A 23,319-nucleotide genomic window follows, 5' to 3' on the forward strand; every position below is an offset into this window, starting at 1 on the left:
CGAAAAGCATCGCGCCCTAAGCATGAGAGACTTCCTTCGCCGCGACGGCCGAGTCGATTGACTCCGGCAAGGGCTCCGGCTTCTCGTATTTCGCGAGGAAGGGCAGGATGATGACGTAGTGCAGGAAGTAGTAGAAAGAGAAGAGGCGGGCGAGCCACAGATAGACGCCTTCCGCCGGCTGCGCGCCGAGATAGCCGAGACCGATGCAGACCGCGACGAACACCCAGTAGAATCTACGGAACAGCGGGCGATAGCTGCCCGACTTGATCGGGGACTTGTCGAGCCAGGGAAGCGCCGCCGCGATCAGGATCGACAGGAACAGCGCGATGACGCCGAGCAGCTTGTTCGGGATGGCGCGCAGGATCGCGTAGAAGGGCAGGAAATACCATTCCGGCACGATATGCGGCGGCGTCACGAGCGGATTGGCCTCGATGTAATTGTCCGGGTGCCCGAGATAGTTCGGCACGAAGAAGGTCATCCAGGCGTAGAGCACCAGGAAGGCGCCGATCGCGAAGCCGTCCTTGAGCGTCGCATAGGGCGTGAAGGGCACGGTGTCCTTCTTGACGTCCTTCACCTCGACGCCGGTCGGATTGTTCTGCCCCGTCACATGCAGCGCCCAGACATGCAGCGCGACGATGGCGACGATGATGAAGGGCAGCAGATAATGCAGGGCGAAAAAGCGGTTCAGGGTCGGATTGTCGACCGAATAGCCGCCGAGCAGCCAGGTGGTGATGGACGTCCCGACAATGGGGATCGCCGAGAAGAGATTTGTGATGACCGTCGCGGCCCAGAAGGACATCTGGCCCCAGGGCAGAACGTAGCCAAGGAAGCCCGTCGCCATCATCACCATGAAGATCACGACGCCCAGGATCCAGAGCACTTCGCGCGGCTCCTTGTAGGAGCCGTAATACATGCCGCGGAAGATGTGGAGGTAGACGGCGAGGAAGAACATCGACGCGCCGTTGGCGTGCGCGTAGCGCAGCGCCCAGCCCCAGTTCACGTCGCGCATGATCTTTTCGACCGAGTCGAAGGCGAGCGTCGTCTCCGGCGTGTAATGCATGGCGAGGACGACGCCGGTCACGATCTGCGCCACCAGCATGAAGGACAGGATGGCGCCGAAGGTCCACATGTAATTCAGATTTTTCGGCGTCGGATAGGCGACGAAGGAATCATACATGAAGCTGATGAGCGGCAGGCGGCGCTCCAGCCATCGGGCGAAACCGCTCTTGGGCGTATATTTGGAATGTCCGTCCATGGAACTTTCTCGAAGGCGTCGATTGCGACGGGAAATGCGGTGAAGCGGACCGGCGCCGGGGCCTATCCGATCTTGATTTTCGTGTCGCTGACGAAAGCGTATTTCGGCACTTCCAGATTGGACGGAGCCGGACCGCTGCGGATGCGCCCAGAGACGTCGTAGGTCGAGCCGTGGCAGGGGCAGAACCAGCCGTCATATTCGCCCGACTTGCCGGTCGGGATGCAGCCCAGATGCGTGCAGACGCCGATGATCACGAGCCATTCCGGCTTCTGGACGCGCTTGGAGTCCGGCTCCGGGTCTGGCAGTTCGGCCAGCGGCGCGTCTTCCGCCGCTTTGATCTCCTGCGGCGTGCGGTGGCGGACGAAGACGGGCTTGCCGCGCCATTTGACCGTGACGATCTGGCCCAGGGGAATAGTCGACAAGTCCACTTCCGTGGAGGCGAGCGCCAGGGTGGAGGCGTCCGGGTTCATTTGCGAAATCAGCGGCCAGACCATTCCGCCCGCGGCGACCGTGGCGGCCGCGCCCGTCGCGATGTAGAGGATGTCTCGACGGCTCGCCTCCGTCGGCGCATGTTCAGTGACGTTTCTGGTGTTCACGCCCGACCTCTCCCCAACCGCTGCGAATAAAGAGCGCTCAAAGGACAAGCGCAAGCTCCACTCGGAGCAATCGTTCCACTTTTTACGACCGCGCGCCAGTCTCGGACGTTGCGGCGGCCGCGCGAGCGATGGCTATGCCCGCCCGCGCGCGGCCTATGTGGCGCCATTCCGCCACCATGTCCACAAGGCGGGAACGGGATTCTTTGTCGTTCGGCGCGACATTTCCGCCGCGTCGCACAATCGCGGCGTTTTGCCGCAAAACCCGAGACTCCAACTGGTTTCAAACCCATGACGCCGCTCACGCTCGCCCTGTATCAACCAGACATTCCCCAGAACGCCGGAACGATGCTGCGCATGTGCGCCTGCCTCGGCATGGAGGCCGCGATCATCGGCCCGGCCGGCTTTCCCGCGACCGACGCCGCCTTCCGGCGGGCGGGCATGGACTATCTCGATCACGTCGTCATTCGCCGCCACGCTTCCTTCGACGCATTTCAATCCTGGCGGGGCGCCGCCGCCTTGGAAGGCGAACGCCGCCGGCTCGTCCTTCTCTCCACCCGGGCCGAAACCTCCTATCTTCGCTGCAATTTCGAGTCCGGCGACATACTCCTCGTCGGGCGCGAATCGGCGGGGGTTCCGGACGAGGTCTTCGCCGCTGCCGATCTTTCCGTGAAAATCCCCATGCAACCGCATGCGCGCTCGCTCAATGTGGCGGCTTCCGCGGCGATGGTCGCCGGCGAGGCCCTCCGCCAGCTCGCAAGGTTCTAGGGCGGCGCTGCGCGTGCGCCGCCGCACAGCGCATGCGCATTCAGCCTCCTAGCGTGCCAGGGAGCGCCGGATTTTAAGGCGACGTTCATAATTCATTCGGAGGCGGTCATGACCTATCAAGGAACGCGCGTCTCGCTTGTCTTGCTCGAGCGGTTTCTGAATTCGCTGCGCGGCGCCATTTTCACGCTGGCCCTCGGCTTCGGCCTCTATGCGGGGGTGAGCCATTTCGACGGGCTATGCGACGCAGCCGGACATCTCATCGGGCGTCTGTCGCAGTTTGAGGTCAGCGCGACCTCCGTCAAATTCGGGCTGAACGCGGAAAGCATTCACGAGAACGCCCAGCAGAGCGCTGAAATTCCGGAAAGCATGAAAGGGCTTCAGCTTTCCAACGATCTTTCTTCCCTGAAGAAGAGCTGGGCCATCCGCCTTCTCTATGTCGACGACGGCGGGATCAAATGCGACTACGCCAATCCGACCGAGGAAATGGCGGCCAATCTGAACATCGACCGCCACCTCGCGGTCGACGGACTGATCGTAATGAACGACGACGCGCAACTGAAGGCCGAGGCCGTCAAACTGATGCAGACCGCGAAAGCGGCCGGGCGGGCGTGGACGATCGGCGAACCGCGCTCCTGCTACCATGCGAAGCTCACCTGGCGCGGCGCGAATGTGAAGACCGCCCTCGCCGAGTTTCTTGGCGCCGCCTTCACCGCCGCGACGGCGACCACGACGCCCGAGGCCCGTCAGGCGCAGGTCAAGATCGCCTCCGCCTTGCCGAAGTAACGCGCCGCGAATTGACAAGGCGCGGCCCGCGGCGTTGATGAGCGCCCAAAAAGGAGACGCTCATGAACGCCGCGCAGGATCGACTCGAAGCTCGCAAACAGGCCGCGCGGAACTGGTTCGAGTCGCTGCAATTGCGCATCTGCGCCGCTTTCGAGACGCTGGAGGACGAAGCGGCGGGTCCTTTCGCGGAAGCTAGCGAGCCCGGGCGCTTTCAACTGACGCAATGGGAGCGCCAGAACCATGACGGCGCGCCGGGCGGCGGCGGGCGCATGGGCATGATCCATGGCCGCGTCTTCGAAAAGGCCGGCGTGCATTGCTCGACGGTGTTCGGGACCTTCCCGCCGGAATTCGCCAAGCAGATCCCCGGCGCGGCGGAAGACCCCCGCTTTTTCGCGACCGGCATCTCGCTTATCGCGCATCCCTGGAACCCCAACGTTCCCGCCGTGCATATGAACACGCGCTTCGTCGCGACGAGCAAAGCCTGGTTCGGCGGCGGCGCCGATCTGACGCCCGTGCTCGACGCGCGCCGCACGCAGGAGGACCGGGACACGGTCGACTTCCACGCCGCCATGCGGGCGGCGTGCGAGCGCCATCCCGTGGCGGACTACAAGCGCTTCAAGGAATGGTGCGACGAATATTTCTATCTCGCCCACCGCAAGGAGCCGCGCGGGATCGGCGGCGTTTTCTACGACTATTTCAATAGTGCGGGCGACGCTGAAAACAGCGCCTGGGATAAGGATTTCGCCTTCACGCGCGATGTCGGCGAGAGCTTCCTCGCCATCTATCCGGAGCTGGTGCGCCGCAATTTTCAGACAGCGTGGACGCCATCGCAGCGCGAGGAGCAACTTGTGCGGCGCGGACGCTATGTGGAATATAATCTGCTCTACGATCGGGGCACGATTTTCGGGCTGAAAACCGGCGGCAATGTGGAGTCGATCCTCTCGTCGATGCCACCGTCGGTGAAGTGGCCATAAGGCTGGCCACCCTACCCGTCATGGCCGGGCTCGCTCGTCCCGGCCATCCACACGGAAAATGCGGCGGACTTCAATCATTGTCATGACGTCCTGGCGTGGATGCCCGCGACAAGCGCGGGCATGACGCAGAGAGGGCCGCTATTCGCCGCCGAACGTCCATATCCTGTTCAGCGCGAAGGTCACGAACATCGCCGACACGGTCGTCGCGACTTGCGCCGGCAGATAAGGCGCGCCGAACCGGTTCACGAAAAGGCTCATCAGCAGATAGGTGACGCAAAAGCCTGCAAAGGCCACGAGGCCGAAGCGCCAGCCCGCTTCGGCGTGCGGGCGGTCGCTCGCAAAAGTATGGCGCCGGTTGAGGAGATAGGCGACGATCCCGCCGACCACATAGCCGCAAAGCGTCGCCGGAACTGGCGCCCAGCCGCCCGCCTCCACCAGCGCAATCAATATTGCGTAGTGCGCCGCCGTCGCCCCGACGCCGACCGAGGCGTAGGTCGCGAGTTGCCTCAGCATCAGCGCGCCGGCAACTGCGAATAATAGCGCGCGAGGTCGCGCATCTCTTCGTCGGTGAGATGGCGGCTCTCATAGGCCATTTCCTTGTGCGGACGCCTGCCCGATTTGAAATGCTGGAGCTGCGTATAAAGATACTGGTCGTGCTGGCCCGCGAGATTGGGGATTTCGACGTCATTGCCGACGCCGTCCGGCCCGTGGCAGGCGGCGCATTCGGCGACGACCTTGGCGAGATCGTATTTCTGTTCGGCGCAGGCGGGAGGAACGAGAATGAGCGCGGCGCAGAGCGCCGCCGCGACGATTGCGAAAAGGCTTTTCATAGGATCAGCATATCGCGCGCGCCCGCCTCTGTCCCCGGCCGATACGCGGCGGTTCGTCGCTATAGGGAATGGATGACAGCGGGGCGCTCGGCCGTCACAGGTCTTTTTCGCGTCACAGGTCTTTTTCGGACGAGCCGAGCCGCGCCGCGACGATCGCAGCGAGCAAGAGCGTCAGGTTCAGAATCAGCGCCAGAGCCGTGGCCCGATTCGGGATCATTTGCGTCGCCGCCAGGATCTCCGCCGTGATCGCGAGCCAGATCGCCGTCCGCGACTGTTTGAACAGCGTTACCGCCAGCCAGAGCAGCAGCAGATTGAGTCCGAGGATGATGACGGTCACTTCGCTCGACCGCATGGCGAGGCTCGTCAATAGCGTCGACGCGACGACAAGCCAGAAGACCACATGATAGCGCCGTAAAAAGGAGGTGGCGGCTGGTTTGGATTCTTTGAGGAACGCCGCGAAATTCGACGATTCCATAATGACGAGACACTCCCAATGCGGGAACCGCCCGCGCGGTCTGTCGGCGCCATTCTCATGCCGCCGCAGCAGCGAGGAAGACTCTATCGCATTTCTATTTTTTCGCAAGCGCGAGATAAGAATAATCGGAAAGGCTCCGCTAAACAGGCGACTCACACTATTGTCAAAGTCTTCAACCTGAATCTTATAGAATGCTTGATATGTTCTTGCGCATATCTGTGAATTTTGGCGACAGCCGCTCTGATTTTGCTTTGAGCTGCGCCACGACCCCTCTCATGGATGCAACATGAAGACCAGACGGCGTCACCCGCAATCGTCGATCAACTTGTCCTTCGCCCAGCCGCGCTTCACCTTGTCGAAGTCAGGATCGCCCGGATTGGGCGTCGCCTCGCCGGGAAAATGGGAAACGCGCAGCCAGCCGGCGGATCGAATGTAAGCGTTGTTTTTCACGTCGACGACGACGATCTCGCCCGGATGCATTTTCGCGAGGAGTTTAGCTGTGGGCGATGGGCCGTCCCGCAGCGCGACGAAGCCGTCCGGCGTGGATTGGACGGAACAGGCGCTGAAAATCTCGGTCCTCGCCCCAGTTGCGGCGAAGAGCGGCAGAATGACGGCCGTGATGGCCAGGAAAATTCTCATTATTCACTCCCGATCGGGCGCCGGACTCTTTTCTCCCGCGGGTTCCGATGGCGGCGCCATGCGCTGGCGCATGGGAATAGCCCTGTTGACGCCTTCGCTTCAGCCCCTTCACACTCGCGTCATTCTCGTCTAGACAGACCTCGACTTTCGAGCCGGGCGCGCCCCGCTCGCCGCCCGCAAGACGGGCAATTGGGGACGCGTGCCGGTCCAAGGGCCGGGGACGCGGCCTTTTTTTGTGCGCGCGCCCCTGCCTCGCCGGGCGGAAAACGACAAACCGACATAGCCCGTCCCTCGCGGGGCGGGCGTTCGAAGGACGCTGATGCCGAAAAGAACCGACATATCCACCATCCTGATCATCGGCGCCGGGCCCATCGTCATCGGCCAGGCCTGCGAGTTCGACTATTCCGGCACGCAGGCCTGCAAGGCGCTGAAGGCGGAGGGCTATAGGATCGTTCTGGTCAACTCCAATCCGGCGACGATCATGACGGACCCGGATCTGGCGCATCGCACCTATGTCGAGCCGATCACCCCGGAATTCGTCGCCAAGATCATCGAGAAGGAGCGCTACGCCGTTCCCGGCGGCTTCGCGCTGCTCCCGACCATGGGCGGCCAGACGGCGCTGAACTGCGCCCTCTCGCTCGAGAAGATGGGCGTGCTGAAGAAATTCGACGTCGAGATGATCGGCGCGACGGCGGAGGCGATCGACAAGGCGGAGGATCGCGAGCTTTTCCGCGAGGCGATGACCAGGATCGGCCTTGACACGCCGCGCTCGCATCACGTCAAGACGCTCACCGCGGCGCTGGACGCGCTGGACGATATCGGCCTCCCCGCCATCATCCGCCCTTCCTTCACGCTGGGCGGCACGGGCGGCGGCATCGCCTACAACAAGGCCGAGTTCATCGAAATCGTCGAACGGGGAATCGACGCCTCGCCGACCAACGAAGTGTTGATCGAGGAAAGCGTTCTCGGCTGGAAGGAATATGAGATGGAGGTCGTCCGCGACAAGGCGGACAATTGCATCATCATCTGCTCCATCGAGAATATCGACCCGATGGGCGTGCATACGGGCGACTCCATCACCGTCGCCCCGGCGCTGACGCTGACCGATAAAGAATATCAGATCATGCGCGACGCCTCTCTCGCCACGCTGCGCGAGATCGGCGTCGAGACGGGCGGCTCCAACGTGCAATTCGCGGTCGATCCGCGCACGGGCCGCATGATCGTCATCGAGATGAACCCGCGCGTGTCGCGCTCCTCGGCGCTCGCCTCGAAAGCGACGGGCTTCCCCATCGCCAAGGTCGCGGCGCGTCTCGCCGTCGGCTACACGCTCGACGAGATCGCCAACGACATTACCGGCGGCGCGACGCCCGCCTCCTTCGAGCCGACGATCGACTATATCGTCACCAAGATTCCACGCTTCGCCTTCGAGAAATTCCCCGGCGCCGAGCCGACGCTCACCACTGCGATGAAGTCGGTCGGCGAAGCCATGGCCATCGGCCGCAATTTCGCCGAGTCGCTGCAAAAGGCGCTGCGCTCGCTGGAGACCGGCCTCTCGGGACTGGATGAAATCGAGGTTGAGGGGCTCGGCAAGGGCGACGATATGAACGTTCTGCGCGGCGCGCTCGGCACGCCGACGCCGGACCGCATTCTCGTCGTCGGCCAGGCGCTGCGCCTCGGCATGAGCCAGCTCGAAGTGCATGAGGCGAGCAAGATCGATCCCTGGTTCATCGCGCGCATCGCCGAGATCGTGGCGCTTGAAGACAAGGTGAGGAAATTCGGCCTGCCCAAAGACGCCGAAAATCTGCGCAGCCTGAAATTCGCCGGCTTCTCCGATACGCGCCTCGCAACGCTTTCGGGCGTCGAGGAAGCCGACGTGCGCAAGGCGCGCCATGCGCTCGACGTGCGGCCGGTCTATAAGCGCATCGACACTTGCGCGGCGGAATTCGCCTCGCCCACGGCCTATATGTATTCGACCTATGAGTCGCCCTTCCTGGACGGACCGGCCAGCGAAGCCGCGCCCTCGGACCGCAAGAAAATCGTGATCCTCGGCGGCGGCCCGAACCGCATCGGCCAGGGCATCGAATTCGATTATTGCTGCTGTCACGCCTGTTTCGCGCTGGACGACGCCGGCTACGAAACCATCATGATCAACTGCAATCCCGAGACGGTCTCGACCGATTACGACACGTCGGACCGACTCTATTTCGAGCCGCTGACGAATGAGGACGTCGCCGAGATTCTCGACGTCGAGAAGTCGAACGGAACGCTGGTCGGCGTCATCGTGCAATATGGCGGTCAGACGCCGCTGAAGCTCGCCCACGGTCTCGCCGCGACGGGCGCGCCCATTCTTGGCACGCCGGTCGACTCGATCGACCTCGCCGAGGATCGCGACCGCTTCAAGCGCCTCCTGGACAAGCTCGGCCTCAAGCAGCCGAAAAACGGCATCGCCTATTCCGTCGAACAGTCGCGCATCGTCGCGGGCGAGCTCGGCCTGCCGCTCGTCGTGCGACCCTCTTATGTCCTTGGCGGCCGCGCCATGGCGATCATCCGCAGCGAGAGCGACCTCGACGATTATCTCCTCGGCACGCTGCCGAGCCTCGTGCCCTCCGAGATCAAGGCGCGTTATCCCAACGACAAGACCGGGCAGATCAATATGGTGCTCGGCAAGAATCCGCTTCTCTTCGACCGCTATCTGACCGACGCGATCGAAGTCGACGTGGATTGCATCGCGGATGGCGAGCAGGCCGCCATTGCAGGCGTGATGGAGCATATCGAGGAGGCGGGCATTCACTCCGGCGACTCGGCCTGCTCTCTGCCCCCGCGTTCGCTTGCGCCCGAGACCATCGCCGCGCTCGAAGAGCAGACCAGGAGCCTCGCCATGGCGCTCGGCGTCGTCGGCCTGATGAATGTGCAATTCGCGCTCAAGGACGGCGCCATCTACGTTCTCGAAGTCAATCCGCGCGCCTCGCGCACCGTCCCCTTCGTCGCCAAGGTCGTCGGCGCGCCCTTCGCCAAGATCGCCGCGCGCGTCATGGCGGGCGAGAAGCTTGCGGGCTTTGCGCTGCCCACCGGGAAGCCAACGCATATCGGCGTGAAGGAAGCCGTTTTCCCCTTCGCCCGCTTCCCCGGCGTCGATACGGTGCTCGGCCCGGAAATGCGCTCGACCGGCGAAGTCATCGGCCTCGACACTTCCTTCGACGCGGCCTTCGTGAAAAGCCAGTTAGGGGGCGGCGCAAAGGCCCCGCGCGAGGGCGTGGTCTTCGTCTCCGTCCGCGACGTCGACAAGGCCCGCATCCTGCCCGCGATCCGGCTCCTGAAGGAAATCGGCTTCAGCGTCGTCGCGACGGGCGGCACCGCCCGCTATCTGCAGGAGCAGGGCATTTCCGCCCAGAAGATCAACAAGGTGTCGGAGGGCCGGCCGCATATCGTCGACGCCATCAAGAACGGCGCGATCCAGCTCGTCTTCAACACCACCGAGGGCGCCCAGGCGCTCGCCGACTCGCGTTCCTTGCGCCGCGCGGCGCTTCTGCATAAGGTCCCCTATTATACGACTCTCGCCGGCGCTGTCGCGGCGGCGCAGGGCGTTCGGGCTTATGTGTCGGGAGACCTGGAGGCGCGGGCGTTGCAGGATTATTTCCAGCCCGCAACCGACTGAGATCGAAGGAAGTAACGGCGAGCGCCCTGTCTAGCCGCGCGGAATGCGTTTCATTCCGCCACGCCGAACGGGCGCCGCTTTTGCGACGAAACTAACGACAGATGATTCGGGACTCCCCGCGCCGGCGCTTCATGGCCCGCGGGCGAGGAGGCTATTCCCGGCATTTATGGGAAAGGCGAAGAGCGAGACCAATGGCAATCGACAAGGTGCCGATGACAGCCCCCGGCTACGCCGCGCTTGCAGAGGAACTGCGCCGCCGGCAGCAGGAAGACCGCCCGCGCATCATCCAGCAGATCGCCGAAGCGCGCGCTCATGGCGATCTCTCGGAAAACGCCGAATATCACGCCGCGAAAGAGGCGCAGTCGCTCAATGAGGGCCGCATCGCCGAGCTCGAGGACAAACTCTCGCGCGCGGAAGTCATCGACGTCTCCAAGCTCTCCGGCGCGACAGTGAAATTCGGCGCGACCGTGACCGTCGTCGACGAGGACACGGAGGAGGAGAAGGCCTATCAGATCGTCGGCGAGAGCGAAGCCGACGTGAAGAGCGGCCGCGTCTCGCTCACGAGCCCCATCGCCCGCGCGCTGATCGGCAAGAAGGTCGGCGACACGGTCGAGGTGAAGACCCCCGGCGGCGGCAAGAGCTATGAGATTTTGAAAGTCGCGTTTGTGTGAGGGGATTCCCCCTCCCCGTGAAACGGGGAGAGGGTTAGGGTGAGGGGCAGGGCCGCATGAGCGGCGCCCCGTAAGTCACCGTCTGTCTGCACTATTCTAAATGTGGCCCGCCCCTCACCCCAGCCCTCTCCCCGCTTGCGGGGAGAGGGGGTTTTTGGACGCCCATGCGCGGCCCTGATCATTTCGAACGAACCCGCAGCCGGGACCTGCGCGCGGCGCAAACTTCCGCGGAAGCGAATCTGTGGGGAAAGCTGCGGGGACGGCGGCTCGGCGGATATAAGTTCGTGCGCCAGGAGCCTATCGAAGGCTTTTTCGCCGACTTCGTTTGCCGAGAACAAAAGCTGGTCATCGAAGTCGACGGAGCAACCCACTCCACCGACGAAGAGGTCGCTTACGACGCTCGCCGCGAGCGCATCTTGAAGGCGGCGGGCTTCCGCATTCTCCGTGTCCAGAACGACGATATCCGCACCAATATTGACGGCGTTTGCGAAACGATCCTGCGAACGCTGGCCCCAGATTCCCTCTCCCCGTGAAACGGGGAGAGGGTTAGGGTGAGGGGCAGGGCCGCATTCGCGGCGCCGTGGACTTCATCAACCGCCCCCACGATCGCCGATGTGGCTCGCCCCTCACCCCAGCCCTCTCCCCGCAGGCGGGGAGAGGGAGTCGAAACGTCTCCCCGCCGGGACCGCCCTCCGCATCCTCGCCGACGGCCGCGCGGGGCACGAGGCGCAGACTCTCGGCCTCGCCGAAGCGCTTGGCCTCCCTCCGGACATCCGCCGCGTCTCCCCGCGCCACCCATACGACTGGCTCGCCCCCTTCGGCCCGCCCGATCCGCGCGACGCCGGCGCCTTCGCCCCGCCCTATCCCGACATCGTCCTCGCCGCCGGGCGGCGGACCATCCCCGCGCTGAAGCGACTCAAGCGCCAATCGGGCGGCCGCACATTCGCCGTGTACGTCAACAAGCCCGCCACGGGCCTTGGAACCGCCGATCTCATCGTCGCTCCGCGCCATGACGGTCTCTCGGGGGCGAACGTCGTCTCCTCCCTTACGCCCCCGAACCGGGTCACCCCCGAACGCCTCGCTGCGGCCCGCGCCGCGCCGGACCCGCGCATCGCCGCCCTGCCCCGGCCCCGCGTCGCGATGCTGCTTGGGGACGCCAGCGGGATCGTCTACGACCTCGACTACATCGCCTCCGTTCTCATCCTCGCCGGGGCGAGCGTCATGGCGACGCCCTCGCGGCGCACCTCCGCCAAGATTCGGGCCACGATCCGCGCCGCTCTCGACCAGCCGGGCGGCTGGTTCTGGGACGGCGAAGGCGAAAACCCCTATTTTTCGATGCTCGCCAACGCCGACCGCATCATTGTCACCGGCGACAGCGTCAATATGGTCGGCGAGGCCGTCGCGACCGGCGCGCCGGTGCATGTGGTCGAACCCTATGCGACGCGGCACAAACTCTCAGTCTATTTGAAGAATCTCGAAGAAGCCGGCGCCGTCCGCATCTGGACGGGCCGTTTCGACGACTGGGCCTACGCGCCGGTCAATTCGACGCCGATCGTCGCAAGAAGGATTGAGAGGGCTTTCGGGGCCTTTCAAACGTCGTTGCGCGCCGAGCGACGCGACCCGAAGACATAATGACGCTTCTGAATCGCGCTTCTTCGCAAGGACGGCTTCTTCTTGCGGCGCAGCGCATAATGACTAGATTGCGGCTCTCTCCGCTCCGCTCTTAGGGGAGACGGAAACACTCAACAGGCGAGTTCCCCATGTCCGCCCCCACACATGCGCGCGTCATCATCATCGGCTCCGGGCCGGCCGGCTATACGGCGGCGATCTACGCCGCGCGCGCGATGCTGGAGCCAATGCTCATCGCCGGCTTCGATTCGGGCGGTCAGCTCATGATCACCACCGAGGTGGAGAATTATCCCGGCTTCGCCGAGCCCGTGCAGGGCCCGTGGCTCATGGAGCAGATGCGGCTACAGGCCGAGCATGTCGGCGCGAGGCTCGTCTCCGACCACATCGTCGAAGCCCGGCTCGAGAAGCGCCCCTTCATGCTCATCGGCGACAGCGGAGCGGCCTATAGCTGCGACGCGCTGATCATAGCGACGGGCGCCAAGGCGAAATGGCTCGGCGTTCCGAGCGAGGAGAAGTTCAAGGGTTTCGGCGTCTCGGCTTGCGCGACCTGCGACGGCTTCTTTTTTCGCGGCAAGAAAGTCATTGTCGTCGGCGGCGGCAATACGGCGGTCGAAGAAGCGCTCTACCTCTCCAATCTCGCCTCCCATGTCACGCTGGTGCATCGCCGCGATACGCTCCGTTCGGAGCGCGTGCTGCAGGATCGCCTGCGCAAGCAGCCAAATGTCTCGGTGCTTTTCGATACTGTCATCGACGAGATCGTCGGCACGGAAGGTCCCCTCTCCGTCACCGGCGCGCGCGTTAAGAACGTGAAGACCGGCGAGACGCAGACGCTCGACGCGGACGGCGTTTTCATCGCCATCGGCCACGCGCCCGCCTCCGAACTCTTCAAAGGCCAGTTGAACGTCAAGCCCAGCGGCTATATCGCCGTTGAGCCCGGCACGACGCGCACCAATATTCCCGGCGTCTATGCGGCGGGCGACGTCGCCGACGAAGTCTATCGCCAGGCGGTGACCGCCGCCGGGCTGGGCTGCATGGCGGCGCTGGACGTCGAAAAATTCCTGCTCGACGCGCCCGCGCACGAAATCGCCTGAGAGGGAAAATGAGCGAACGCGTCATCTTCCAGAAGAAAGCCATGCCTGTCGAGGTCGAGGCGGGAAAGACCTATTATTGGTGCGCCTGCGGCCGCAGCGCCAGACAACCCTTTTGCGACGGCGCCCATAAGGGGACAGGTATCGACCCCGTGGCCTACAAGGCCGAGGCCGCCGGCAAGGCCTTTTTCTGCGGCTGCAAGGCGACGAAGAAGGAGCCGCTTTGCGACGGCGCGCATAAGGAGTTGTGAGAGAGCCGCCATTCAGGACTCTGAATGAGGCCCCCTCTCGCTTCGAGACGGCCGTTCCGGAGCGGCCGTCTCGAAGGCTTTCAGCCGCCTTTACTCGACATGCGCATTGACCCGTTTCGTACGGACTTCTCCGTCGGGAAATCTGATCGTAAAGACGAAAGTGTCGTCGCCCACAAAGCCCCGGTAAGGCCGGTAGCGGATCGTCGTTCCGGTCAGCGGCCGGTCGTTGCAATGGGCGTAAGGCTCGCCCTCCCCGAAGGCGATCTCGCCCTTGCGCTTGACGATCGAGACCTGACCGTAGCGCGGGCGCTCCAACACCCAGGCGCGCGAGTCGCCCGTCTTGCGGCAATGGGCGGAGGTGGTCGAAAACGGCCCGAGCGTCACGCCGCCGTCGCGCTCGACCTGCGCATCGACCGTCTCATACGCCTCGCCGCTCAGAAGTTCGCCGGACGCCGCCAAAGCGGGCGCCGCCGCCAGCATCGTCAGCCCGGCCGCCAAAATGCCGCCAATCATCTTCTCACGCATATTCGCCCCCGTTCAGCCTGAGTGACATCCCCAATGGGAGGACCTTAGCCGGAAGGGCTCGGCGGGCGCGTTCGCCAGCGCACAGAGAACGCAAAAGACTTTCAGGGCGCGAGGACGTCGCGATAGATTTCCCTCATCGGGACGCTGGCCTGCACCGCCGGCAAATCCATGACGCCGTCCAACCCGTCGAGAATTCGCACCCCGGACCAGATATCGCCATTCCGGTCGAAAATCTCGATATGGGCTCTATCCCGCTCCACGAGCACATAGTGCCGAAGGCACGGCAGCCTCCGATAAACTGCCCATTTCTCAAACCGGTCGCGCGCTTTGCTGCCCTCGGACATGACTTCGACAAGCACGGACGGGTCATCCAGCGCGGAAGCGCCAGGTTCAAGCGGTCGGCAGTGAACGATGACGTCAGGGAGAGTGGACGATTCGGTTGGCTTGTCTCTCAGCCTGAAGGACTCGGTCAGGGTCCGGCAGGGAGAGCCTTGCGTGCGGAAGCGCTCCCGCAGCGCCATCGCCAAATTCTGGATAATGTAATTATGCTCCCATCGCGCGCCGACCATCATCCGCACGACCCTGCCGCCGATCAGCTCCCATTTCTCGTCGGCGGGCTTGTCGGGCAGAAGTTCCTCGAAATCGTCGAGGGACATATACTCATATTGCGAGGGCGGGCGATTCACGGCGCGGCTCCGTTTGGCGAAGAATAGCACGCGCGCGCTGGCGCATTGGAGCGATCCTTGACCACCCCTCCCCGTCTCGTTTCTCCAGAACAGCGCGAAGACGACACGGATTCGAGCCTGCGGCCGCTGACGCTGGCCGACTTCACCGGCCAGGAGGCGGCGCGGGCCAATCTCAAGGTCTTCATCGAGGCGGCCAGAACGCGCGGCGACGCGCTGGACCATGTGCTGCTGGTCGGCCCGCCAGGGCTCGGCAAGACGACCCTCGCCCAGATCGTGGCGCGCGAGCTCGGCGTCAATTTTCGCTCCACCTCCGGCCCGGTCATCGCCAAGGCCGGCGATCTCGCGGCGCAACTCACCAATCTCGAGCCGCGGGACGTGCTCTTCATCGACGAAATCCACCGGCTCAATCCGGCGGTGGAGGAAATCCTTTATCCCGCCATGGAGGATTTTCAGCTCGACCTCATCATCGGCGAGGGCCCGGCCGCGCGCTCGGTGAAGATCGACCTCGCGAAATTCACGCTTGTCGGCGCGACGACGCGCGCGGGCCTGCTGACGACGCCGCTGCGCGACCGTTTCGGCATCCCGGTGCGGCTGAATTTCTACACGCCGCAGGAGCTGGAGCTGATCGTCAAGCGCGGCGCGCGCGTGCTCGGCGTCGGCATGAATGACGAAGGCGCCCGCGAGATCGCGCGGCGCGCGCGCGGCACGCCCCGCATCGCCGGTCGCCTCCTGCGCCGGGTGCGCGATTTCGCGGTGGTCGACGGCGTCGCGACGATCACGCGCGAGCTGGCCGACCGCTCGCTCTCGCTGCTCGACGTCGACTCCATCGGCCTCGACATCATGGACCGGCGCTATCTCGATATGGTCGCAATCAATTTCGGCGGGGGGCCGGTGGGCATCGAAACCATCGCCGCCGCGCTTTCCGAGCCGCGCGACGCGATCGAGGACATTATCGAGCCTTACCTGCTGCAGCAGGGATTCCTCCAGCGCACGCCGCGCGGACGTCTGCTGACGCCGAACGCCTTCCGGCATCTCGGATTGGCCGAGCCCGCGCAATCGGCGGGACAGTTCGGCTTGTTCGGGGAAGAGGACTGACCCGCGACAAATAAGCCGCTTGACGACCTCGATTTGCTGGCTAGTTTCGCCGTGCTGCTCTATTCGAAAGCAGATTCTCAACTGAATAAAAAATAGGCAGGGCGGAATGATCCAGGAATTCAAATATAAGGGCGAAACCTTCCGCGTGAACGCGCATGGCGTCGCGGGCCACGAGGAAGTCTTCATCATCCATCTCGTGGACGGCGAGGAGATGGGAGAAATCTCCATCGACCGCATGACCGAGGAAAACGATCAGAGCGCGCCGATCGAAGCGATCTGCCAGATGCTGTGCGACAAGCTCATCGCCAGCGACGAGATCAATTGCGCCGCGCCCGACGCCGGTTTCGAATGGGTCGAAGGCAATCGCATCCGCAAGGTGCTGCCCAGCAATATGGGCGCGGAGGCCCATTGAGCGGCGACGTTCGGGATAGCTGGAAGCGCGGCGACGCGACGTCGCGCTTTCCTTTCGCGTCAGCTCGCCGTTACGACGAAATACATCAGGCCGACAAAGAGCATCGCGGCCGCGACCTCGACGGCGCGGCTGGCGAGACCCGTAAGTTTCTCGATTTGCGTCATTTCATACCTCTGACATTCGATATGTGTCGCAGAAGCGGAAATTCCAGAAGCCGAGAACGAGGCTAGGCTCGATTCCCTTAGCGAGTTATTGCTTTTCGGATGATCGCGCGGGCATATGGCTAGGGATGCGCTAATGCGCATGCCGCAAATCGAGCGAGAGCTTATGACCGCCGCCAACGCACTGCCCGTCCGCGTCTATTGGGAGGACACCGACGCCTCCGGCCTCGTCTATCACACCTCTTACATCCGCTTCATGGAGCGCGGACGCACGGAGCTGTTGCGCTCGATCGGTCTCGACCAGCGTCCGCTGCTCGAGGACCCGGACGGCGCGCCGACCTTCTTCGTCGTGCGCGCCATGCAGCTCGACTTCTTGCGCCCGGCGGTGATGGACGATCTCCTGAACGTCGAGACCCGCGTGACGGCGCTTGGCGGCGCATCGCTGACGCTCGATCAACGCGTCTTACGCGACGCGGAAACGCTCGTGACGGCGACCGTCAAAGTCGTTTGCGTCGAAGCGGGCCGCGCCAAGCGCCTGCCGCCCGACATTCGCGAAAAATTCCTGCGCGCGCATGCGGAGCCCGCGACGGACTGAGCGTCCTACATCCGGGAACGCCGCGCAAGAAAGGCGTGATAGGGGAAATTCAGGAAAGACCAGCTGAATTCCTTCACATGACCGGCTGGAACGCGCGACGCGATTTCAGCGTGGCGCAAAGGCAAATCCGCCCAATGTCCGCTTGGGTCGTGATGATGCGCTGTGTGATAGCCGAGATTGCCGCTCACCGCATTATAGCCCGCATGTAGCGTATTATTTGCGAGCGCCATCGGATCGACGCCGCTCTCGTCGCAACCGTAGTGATTCATGTAATCGACGTAGCGCGTGCAGAAAACCATGGCGAGATGCCATGGGACGAGGACGAAAAGCGTCAGCCCGGGGCGCCAGAATCCGAGCGCCGCGACGAAAGCCAGGAACAGGCACTGCTCCGCGAACGCCCAGCGATAATTGATCGGCCCCGCAACATCGCCGCGAACGCCTTTTTTGAAGGCTTCGGCAAGCGGCGCCGCCATGCTTGGCCAAAGCGATCCAAAGCAAAAAGCGATTGCATAGCGCGCCGAATAGGGCGCGCTCATATTCGCGCCCGGCGCGCGATAGGCTTCGTCCTTACCGGCGTGATGCCCGTGGACATGCTGGATGCGCCAGTTGGAGGCGGTGACGCCCGTCGCGGCGCCGAGCAGGAAATCAATCAGCAGATTGACGGGCGGCGACGTCGTGAAGGGGCGATGGACGTGCCAATGCAGAAGGTAATTCAGCCGCCCGTCGACGGCCGTGAAAAGCGCGACATAGGCCGCCGCCTGCAAGACGGTGAAATCGAAAATGAAGGGGACGAAGAAGAGCGCGGGGAGAATAAAAGAGAGAGCGATGCAGGAAACGTCCTCGCGGCGGCAAAATCCGTTTTTCGTCAGATAATCGGCTACACTCATATCGCGCCGCTCCAATAGACCGGCGCGAAGGATTTTCGATCAGGCGGAATTTGTCAAAGCGGCCAGGCGGCGCCTCGCCGCCCTCGCGTCACTGGGCCGACGCCATCAATCCCAGCCGGGCAAGCTCATGCTCGCGAATATTGCGGGTGATGGGATAGTAGCCGCCCTTCTTGGCTTGGCTTTGGCCATCCTTCGAGAGCACATATTTCACGAATTCGCCGGACAGCGTGTCGATCGGCGTCTTCGGATCCTTGAGGATGTTGATGTAGAGCCCGCGGGCCAGCGGATATTTGCGCGTATAGGTATTTTCGAAGGAAGCGTCGAAGCATTTCTTGCCGAAGCTTGCCGCGACCGGAACGGCGCGAACTTCTTCCGTCTTATAGCCGATGCCGGAATAGCCGATCGCGGAGGCGTCGCTCGCCACCGCCTTGACCACCTGCTCCGAACCCGCCTCCTGATGGACGGCGTCCTTGAAGTCGCCGCCGGCCAGCACATTCTGCTTGAAGAACTTGTTCGTGCCGGAGAGCGAATTGCGGCCGAACATGACGATCGGCTTCGTCGCCCATTCGCCCGTCACCCCGACCTCGCCCCAGCTATGAGCGCTTTTGCCGTCGCCGCTCTTCGGATTTTCGGCGAAGATGCGGTCGAGCTGCTCCATGGTCAGGCACTGGATCGGATTGCTCTTGTGGACATAGATCGCGAGCGCGTCGACCGCGACGAGGACCGCCGTCGGCTTGTAACCGTATTTCGCTTCGAAGGCCGAGATTTCGTCGGGCGTCATCGGCCGCGACATCGGGCCGAGCTGCGCCTCGCCGGAAAGCAGCGCGGGCGGCGCGGTGTTCGAGCCCTTGCCCTCGATCTCGATTTTGACGTCCGGATAAAAGGCTTTGAAGCCTTCCGCCCACAGCTCCATTTCATGGAGCATCGTGTCCGAGCCGACCGATTTCAGCTTGCCCGACAAAGCCATGACCGGCTTGTAAGGAGAGAGCTCGAGGTCGAGCGAGAAAGCGGCGCCCGCCGAGAGGGCGAAAGCGGCGAAAGCGGCGGTGAAAGTGCGGCGGTTCATGGCGTGTCTTTTGATCGAGCGGAAATTGGGCGCAACAATCGAGAAATGATATGACAGCGGCGTGACGGGCGGCCTCGCGCGCTTGCGGCGAAATCCCCGCGCTCCTCACCAATTCTTAACCCTTACCGCTTGTTAACGCTTCTGCGATAAGTATCATTGTGCGGCGCACCCGCAGCCCCAGAAAGGGCGAAATTGCGGGGAATAAGGGGCGTCGCTTTATTGCGAAGTGCGCGCCAAACTCCGCTTCAAGGACAAATCATGAATCCGACCGACATCGCAGCGACCGCCGCAGGCGCCGCTCCCGCCGCTGACATCACCATCTGGAGCATGTTCTGGGGCGCGCATATCGTCGTGAAGATCGTCATGGTGGGCCTGCTGCTCGCCTCTGTCTGGTGCTGGGCGATCATCATCGACAAGACGCTGCTTTTCGGCCGCCTCCGCCGCGCCATGGACCGTTTCGAGGAAAGCTTCTGGTCGGGCAATTCGCTCGAAGAGCTCTACGGCAAGCTTTCGGAGCGCCCGACGACAGGCATGGCGACGCTCTTCGTCGCCGCGATGAAGGAATGGAAGCGCTCCTTCCAGACCGGCGCCTCGGCCAGCTTCATGGGGCTTCAGGCGCGCATCGAGAAAGTGCTCGACGTCTCGATCGCCCGTGAAGTCGAGAAGCTCGAATCGAACCTGCTGGTGCTCGCGACGGTCGCCTCGGCCGGCCCCTTCGTCGGCCTGTTCGGCACGGTCTGGGGCATCATGACCTCGTTCCGGTCCATCGCGGCCTCCAAGAACACCTCGCTCGCCGTCGTCGCGCCCGGCATCGCCGAGGCGCTGCTCGCCACCGCCATCGGCCTCTTCGCCGCTATTCCCGCCCTCATCGCCTACAACAAGATGCAGGGCGACGTGGCCAAAGCGCAGGCGCGCATGGAGAGCTTCGCCGACGAATTCTCGGCCATTCTCTCGCGCCAGATCGATCAGCACGCGGCCAATCGCGACCGGGCGGCGTAACCCATGGGCGCCTCCGTTTCCGCTCCGGGCCGCAAGGGCGGCCGTCGCCGCCGCGGCGTGCCGCGCTACGGCGCCATGGCCGAGATCAACATGACGCCCTTCATCGACGTCATGCTGGTGCTGCTCATCATCTTCATGGTCGCGGCGCCCCTGCTCGCAACCGGCGTCGCGGTCGATCTCCCGCAGACCAAAGCCGGCGCGCTCAATATCGACCAGAAGCCAATCTCCATCGCCATCGACGACAAGGGCCAGATCTTCCTGATGGATCAACCCGTCGAGATCGCGCAGCTTCTCGATAAGCTGAAGGAGACGACGAAGCAGGGCTTCGACGAGCGCATTTACGTTCGCGGCTCCAAGGCGGTGAATTACGGCCGCGTGGCCGAAGTCATGTCGCTCGTCACCACGGCGGGATACAAGAAAGTCGCTCTGGTGACGGAGCAGGAGAAGAAGTGAGGCTCGAATGAGAGTTTCGCGCTCCGAGCCCGGCGTCGTCATCTCCTCCGCGGCCCATGCGGGCCTGCTGGTGGCGGCGCTCGTGCTGTTCTCGGACGCGCCGAAATTCGACGATGTCGAGGAGCCGATCCCTGTCGAGGTCGTCACCGAAGACGCGCCGACTCAGGTGACCAAGGGCGAGAAAACGGCGCCTCACGCCAAGCCCGCGCATCGCGCCGACAAGGTCGCCAAGGAGGCCGAAGCCAAGCCGCATCCGCCGCTCGCGGAAGCCAGGAAGGACGTCCCCGTCCCGCCCCCGCCTCTCAAGCGCCTGCCGGACCCCGGAGCCGACGACAAGCCGGAGCCGCTCCCGCCCAAGCGCGTCGCCGCCCTGCCCCCGGCGCCCGAGCCGCCGACGCGGCCCGTCGAGAAAAAGCCCGAGCCGCAAAAGCCTGTCGAAAGGCCGGCCGAGGCGAAGCCCGCGCCGGCGCCGCCCGCCAAGCCCAAAGCCGCCGCGCCTGAAAAGGAGCCGGACGAGCCGAAGGACGCGGAGATCGTGAAGCCGAAGCCGCCTCAGCGTCCAAAGCCGGAGAAGGAAGCGAAGGAGACGCCGAAGCCGGAAAAGAAGCCGGAGCCGGAGAAGGCCGACGTGAAAGTGGAGGTGAAGCCCGCGCCCGAGAAGCCGCGCCTGAAGGCCGATGACGTCGCCAGGCTTCTCGAGAGCAAGAAGGCGGAAGAGAAGCCTGCGAAGACGCAGAACGGCGCGGAGGGCGAGGCGGCGGAAAGGAATATGAGGGGCGCGAAGCCGAAATCCGGCGACGAGAATGCGCCCAAGTCGAAATTCGACGCGGCGAGCATCGCCAATATGCTCAGCAAGGAAGCGCCGCAGCGCCGCGCCGCGACCGACAAGGAGATCCGGACCGCCTCTATCGGGACGCCGGCGGGCGCCGCGCCGAAACTGTCCGCCTCAATGGAGGCCCGCATCGCGTCCTACATCCACGATCATTACCATCCGTGCTGGGCGTCGGCGCTGTCGCTCGGCGGCGCCACTTTCGCGCCGGTCGTCGAATTCCACCTCTCGCGCGACGGCGCGCTGGAAGGCCGCCCCCGCCTCGTGAACCCTTCCGCCAACCCCGTGGAGCAGGCGCGCGGCGAACAGGCCGTGCAGGCGGTGCGCCGCTGCAGCCCCATGAAAATTCCGTCGGAATTCATGCCCTTTTACGAGGAAGCGCTGCATGAAGTGACCATCCGTTTCCAGGATGCGAATTGATGCTGGCTCGCGTCGCTCAGTTCAGGCGCGGTCATGGCTGCGCCGCCCCCCGCCCTTTATCCCTCCCCGCAAGGGGGAGGAAGGCGGCTTACGCCCTGGTCGCGGGCCTTCGAGGATCAACCCGAACGGGGCGGCCTCATCCCTCCCCCGCGAAGCGCGGGGAGGAGCGTCTTAGCTATAGAGATGTCAATCGTCACTCCCTGCGCTTCGCTTCGAACTGCGAGCGCTACTCAATGGACTTCGCATGACCCGGGACTTCGCATGACCCGCCTCATCACCCGCCGCGCCGCCGCCGGCCTCATCGCCGGCGCCGCTCTCGCGCCCGTCGCGCCCGCGCGCGCCGGGCGCATCATCGATCTCAAGGGCGGCGGCTTTCAGCCGATCAACATCGCCATCGCGCCTTTCGTCGGCGACGAGGCCGCGCGCACCATCACGTCGGTTACGCAGAACAACTTCAAGCGTTCGGTCTTTCTGCATCCGGTGGACGCCAATGTCGGCGGAGGCGGTTCGCCGGACCAGCCCGATCTCGACGCCTACAAGACCGTCAATGCGCAATTCGTGCTGACCGGCCGCTCGCAGCGCGCGGGCGACGGACGGCTGAAAACCGAATTCCGCCTTTTCGACGTGACGACCGGCGAGCAGGTCGCGGGCCAGCAATATGTGACGGAAGCCTCCAACATGCGCCGCGTCGCGCATCTTTTGTCCGACGCGGTTTTCACGCGCGTCACCGGCGAGAAAGGCTTCTTCGACACGCGCATCGTCTTCGTCGACGAGAGCGGCCCGAAGGACAAACGCCGCAAGCGTCTCGCCATGATGGATCAGGACGGCGCCAACGTCCGCTATCTGACGCGCGGCGACGAGCTCGTCGTCACGCCGCGCTTCTCGCCTTCCTCGCTCGACGTCACTTACATGGCGTTCAACGACGATGGCGATCCCAAAGTCCTGCTGATGAATATCGAGAACAGCCAGCGCGAGGTCGTCGGCAACTTCCCCGGCATGACCTTCTCGCCGCGCTTCTCGCCCGACGGGCAGAAGATCATCATGTCGCTGTCGCAGGGCTCCTCGACCAATCTCTACACGATGGATTTGCGCTCACGCACGACGACGCGGCTCACCGACACGAGCGCCATCGACACGGCGCCGTCCTATTCGCCGGACGGCGCGCGCATCTGCTTCGAGAGCGACCGCGGCGGTTCGCAGCAGATTTACGTCATGGGCGCGCATGGCGGCGAGGCCAAGCGCATCTCCTTTAGCGGCGGCCGCTACTCGACGCCGGTCTGGAGCCCCAAGGGCGACTACATCGCCTTCACCAAGCAGAATGGCGGCAATTTCGCCATCGGCGTGATGAAGACCGACGGCTCGGGCGAGCGCATCCTCACCGAGGGCTTCCACAATGAAGGCCCCACCTGGGCGCCGAACGGGCTGTTCCTGATGTTTTTCCGCGAAAGCGGCGGCTCGGGCGGACCGAAGATTCACATGGTGGACGTGTTCGGCCGCTCCGAGACGCTCGTGCCGACGCCGAACTATGCGAGCGACCCGGCATGGGGGCCGTTGCAGGATTGAGACGGTGCGCGTTTCAG

The 23,319-nt window shown here is 63.9% G+C and carries 26 protein-coding genes; 16 read left to right on the forward strand and 10 right to left on the reverse strand.

Translation table 11 applies throughout. The features are described 5' to 3' along the window. Positions 1 to 16: 16 nt before the first annotated feature. Positions 17 to 1,255 (reverse strand): cytochrome b, encoded by a 1,239-nt coding sequence (locus tag MMG94_RS04830; protein ID WP_016919103.1) that lies wholly within the window; start codon positions 1,253 to 1,255, stop codon positions 17 to 19. 62 nt (positions 1,256 to 1,317) lie between these two features. Continuing rightward, entirely contained in the window at positions 1,318 to 1,851 is a 534-nt protein-coding gene (petA, locus tag MMG94_RS04835) for a ubiquinol-cytochrome c reductase iron-sulfur subunit (protein ID WP_016919104.1), read from the reverse strand. A 288-nt stretch (positions 1,852 to 2,139) separates the two neighbouring features. On the opposite strand from petA, the gene MMG94_RS04840 reads away from it, so the two are divergent. From MMG94_RS04840 to hemF, 3 genes are all read left to right on the forward strand, one after another. Beyond that, on the forward strand, positions 2,140 to 2,616 hold the full coding sequence (locus tag MMG94_RS04840; RefSeq protein ID WP_016919106.1) for a tRNA (cytidine(34)-2'-O)-methyltransferase: 477 nt from the start codon (positions 2,140 to 2,142) through the stop codon (positions 2,614 to 2,616). Between the two features lie 108 nt (positions 2,617 to 2,724). Further along, positions 2,725 to 3,399, forward strand: coding sequence for a hypothetical protein (locus MMG94_RS04845; RefSeq protein WP_016919107.1), 675 nt, complete (start codon positions 2,725 to 2,727; stop codon positions 3,397 to 3,399). Positions 3,400 to 3,461: 62 nt separating this feature from the next. Next, positions 3,462 to 4,373 (forward strand): oxygen-dependent coproporphyrinogen oxidase, encoded by a 912-nt coding sequence (gene hemF / locus MMG94_RS04850; RefSeq protein WP_016919108.1) that lies wholly within the window; start codon positions 3,462 to 3,464, stop codon positions 4,371 to 4,373. Between the two features lie 138 nt (positions 4,374 to 4,511). On the opposite strand, the gene MMG94_RS04855 is transcribed toward hemF, so the two are convergent. From MMG94_RS04855 to MMG94_RS04870, 4 genes are all read right to left on the reverse strand, one after another. Beyond that, positions 4,512 to 4,886, reverse strand: a complete 375-nt coding sequence (locus tag MMG94_RS04855) for a GtrA family protein (RefSeq protein ID WP_016919109.1) — start codon at positions 4,884 to 4,886, stop codon at positions 4,512 to 4,514. Next, on the reverse strand, positions 4,886 to 5,203 hold the full coding sequence (locus MMG94_RS04860; RefSeq protein WP_016919110.1) for a c-type cytochrome: 318 nt from the start codon (positions 5,201 to 5,203) through the stop codon (positions 4,886 to 4,888). The genes MMG94_RS04855 and MMG94_RS04860 overlap by 1 nt, the downstream gene beginning before the upstream one ends. 112 nt (positions 5,204 to 5,315) lie before the next feature. Beyond that, on the reverse strand, positions 5,316 to 5,678 hold the full coding sequence (locus MMG94_RS04865) for a hypothetical protein (RefSeq protein WP_016919111.1): 363 nt from the start codon (positions 5,676 to 5,678) through the stop codon (positions 5,316 to 5,318). Positions 5,679 to 5,981: 303 nt separating this feature from the next. After that, positions 5,982 to 6,317, reverse strand: coding sequence for an SH3 domain-containing protein (locus MMG94_RS04870; RefSeq protein ID WP_016919112.1), 336 nt, complete (start codon positions 6,315 to 6,317; stop codon positions 5,982 to 5,984). A 319-nt stretch (positions 6,318 to 6,636) separates the two neighbouring features. On the opposite strand from MMG94_RS04870, the gene carB reads away from it, so the two are divergent. The 6 genes from carB to MMG94_RS04900 all read left to right on the forward strand — a co-directional run bounded on the left by carB (position 6,637) and on the right by MMG94_RS04900 (position 13,611). Then, complete coding sequence (gene carB / locus MMG94_RS04875) at positions 6,637 to 9,972, forward strand: carbamoyl-phosphate synthase large subunit (protein WP_016919113.1); 3,336 nt, start codon at positions 6,637 to 6,639, stop codon at positions 9,970 to 9,972. Positions 9,973 to 10,169: 197 nt separating this feature from the next. Continuing rightward, positions 10,170 to 10,643, forward strand: coding sequence for a transcription elongation factor GreA (gene greA / locus MMG94_RS04880; RefSeq protein WP_026016120.1), 474 nt, complete (start codon positions 10,170 to 10,172; stop codon positions 10,641 to 10,643). A 239-nt stretch (positions 10,644 to 10,882) separates the two neighbouring features. Beyond that, positions 10,883 to 11,176: an endonuclease domain-containing protein gene (locus MMG94_RS04885; RefSeq protein WP_270111266.1), complete on the forward strand. Its 294-nt coding sequence runs from the start codon at positions 10,883 to 10,885 to the stop codon at positions 11,174 to 11,176. Positions 11,177 to 11,255: 79 nt separating this feature from the next. Continuing rightward, entirely contained in the window at positions 11,256 to 12,275 is a 1,020-nt protein-coding gene (locus MMG94_RS04890; protein ID WP_016919116.1) for a mitochondrial fission ELM1 family protein, read from the forward strand. A gap of 128 nt (positions 12,276 to 12,403) precedes the next feature. After that, positions 12,404 to 13,363 carry a thioredoxin-disulfide reductase gene (trxB, locus tag MMG94_RS04895; protein ID WP_016919117.1) on the forward strand — a complete coding sequence of 320 codons (960 nt, stop codon included), beginning with the start codon at positions 12,404 to 12,406 and terminating at the stop codon, positions 13,361 to 13,363. Between the two features lie 8 nt (positions 13,364 to 13,371). After that, positions 13,372 to 13,611: a CDGSH iron-sulfur domain-containing protein gene (locus MMG94_RS04900; protein ID WP_016919118.1), complete on the forward strand. Its 240-nt coding sequence runs from the start codon at positions 13,372 to 13,374 to the stop codon at positions 13,609 to 13,611. Positions 13,612 to 13,701: 90 nt separating this feature from the next. Here MMG94_RS04900 and MMG94_RS04905 read toward each other — a convergent pair whose 3' ends face one another. Continuing rightward, positions 13,702 to 14,136, reverse strand: coding sequence for a hypothetical protein (locus tag MMG94_RS04905; protein WP_016919119.1), 435 nt, complete (start codon positions 14,134 to 14,136; stop codon positions 13,702 to 13,704). Positions 14,137 to 14,237: 101 nt separating this feature from the next. Beyond that, a complete protein-coding gene (locus MMG94_RS04910; protein WP_026016121.1) occupies positions 14,238 to 14,822 on the reverse strand; it encodes a Uma2 family endonuclease in 585 nt (194 codons plus the stop codon). Positions 14,823 to 14,879: 57 nt separating this feature from the next. On the opposite strand from MMG94_RS04910, the gene ruvB reads away from it, so the two are divergent. From ruvB to ybgC, 3 genes are all read left to right on the forward strand, one after another. Next, positions 14,880 to 15,917, forward strand: a complete 1,038-nt coding sequence (ruvB, locus tag MMG94_RS04915; protein ID WP_026016122.1) for a Holliday junction branch migration DNA helicase RuvB — start codon at positions 14,880 to 14,882, stop codon at positions 15,915 to 15,917. Between the two features lie 106 nt (positions 15,918 to 16,023). After that, the gene (locus MMG94_RS04920) at positions 16,024 to 16,329 is read left to right on the forward strand and encodes a hypothetical protein (protein ID WP_016919122.1); all 306 of its coding nucleotides are present in this window, start codon (positions 16,024 to 16,026) and stop codon (positions 16,327 to 16,329) included. A 297-nt stretch (positions 16,330 to 16,626) separates the two neighbouring features. Further along, positions 16,627 to 17,085, forward strand: coding sequence for a tol-pal system-associated acyl-CoA thioesterase (gene ybgC, locus MMG94_RS04925; RefSeq protein WP_016919124.1), 459 nt, complete (start codon positions 16,627 to 16,629; stop codon positions 17,083 to 17,085). A gap of 5 nt (positions 17,086 to 17,090) precedes the next feature. Here ybgC and MMG94_RS04930 read toward each other — a convergent pair whose 3' ends face one another. Both MMG94_RS04930 and MMG94_RS04935 read right to left on the reverse strand, forming a co-directional pair. After that, positions 17,091 to 17,972, reverse strand: a complete 882-nt coding sequence (locus tag MMG94_RS04930; protein WP_016919125.1) for a fatty acid desaturase — start codon at positions 17,970 to 17,972, stop codon at positions 17,091 to 17,093. A gap of 88 nt (positions 17,973 to 18,060) precedes the next feature. Continuing rightward, a complete protein-coding gene (locus tag MMG94_RS04935; protein ID WP_016919126.1) occupies positions 18,061 to 19,038 on the reverse strand; it encodes a PstS family phosphate ABC transporter substrate-binding protein in 978 nt (325 codons plus the stop codon). Between the two features lie 258 nt (positions 19,039 to 19,296). On the opposite strand from MMG94_RS04935, the gene tolQ reads away from it, so the two are divergent. The 4 genes from tolQ to tolB all read left to right on the forward strand — a co-directional run bounded on the left by tolQ (position 19,297) and on the right by tolB (position 23,302). Next, on the forward strand, positions 19,297 to 20,037 hold the full coding sequence (gene tolQ, locus MMG94_RS04940; RefSeq protein ID WP_016919127.1) for a protein TolQ: 741 nt from the start codon (positions 19,297 to 19,299) through the stop codon (positions 20,035 to 20,037). 3 nt (positions 20,038 to 20,040) lie between these two features. Beyond that, positions 20,041 to 20,490 carry an ExbD/TolR family protein gene (locus MMG94_RS04945; protein WP_016919128.1) on the forward strand — a complete coding sequence of 150 codons (450 nt, stop codon included), beginning with the start codon at positions 20,041 to 20,043 and terminating at the stop codon, positions 20,488 to 20,490. A 7-nt stretch (positions 20,491 to 20,497) separates the two neighbouring features. Then, positions 20,498 to 21,739 carry a hypothetical protein gene (locus MMG94_RS04950; protein ID WP_026016123.1) on the forward strand — a complete coding sequence of 414 codons (1,242 nt, stop codon included), beginning with the start codon at positions 20,498 to 20,500 and terminating at the stop codon, positions 21,737 to 21,739. 261 nt (positions 21,740 to 22,000) lie between these two features. Further along, on the forward strand, positions 22,001 to 23,302 hold the full coding sequence (gene tolB / locus MMG94_RS04955) for a Tol-Pal system beta propeller repeat protein TolB (RefSeq protein WP_016919129.1): 1,302 nt from the start codon (positions 22,001 to 22,003) through the stop codon (positions 23,300 to 23,302). Positions 23,303 to 23,319: the final 17 nt, after the last annotated feature.

Origin of the sequence: Methylocystis parvus OBBP (assembly GCF_027571405.1) — a bacterium.
GTDB classification, from domain to species: Bacteria; Pseudomonadota; Alphaproteobacteria; order Rhizobiales; family Beijerinckiaceae; genus Methylocystis; species Methylocystis parva.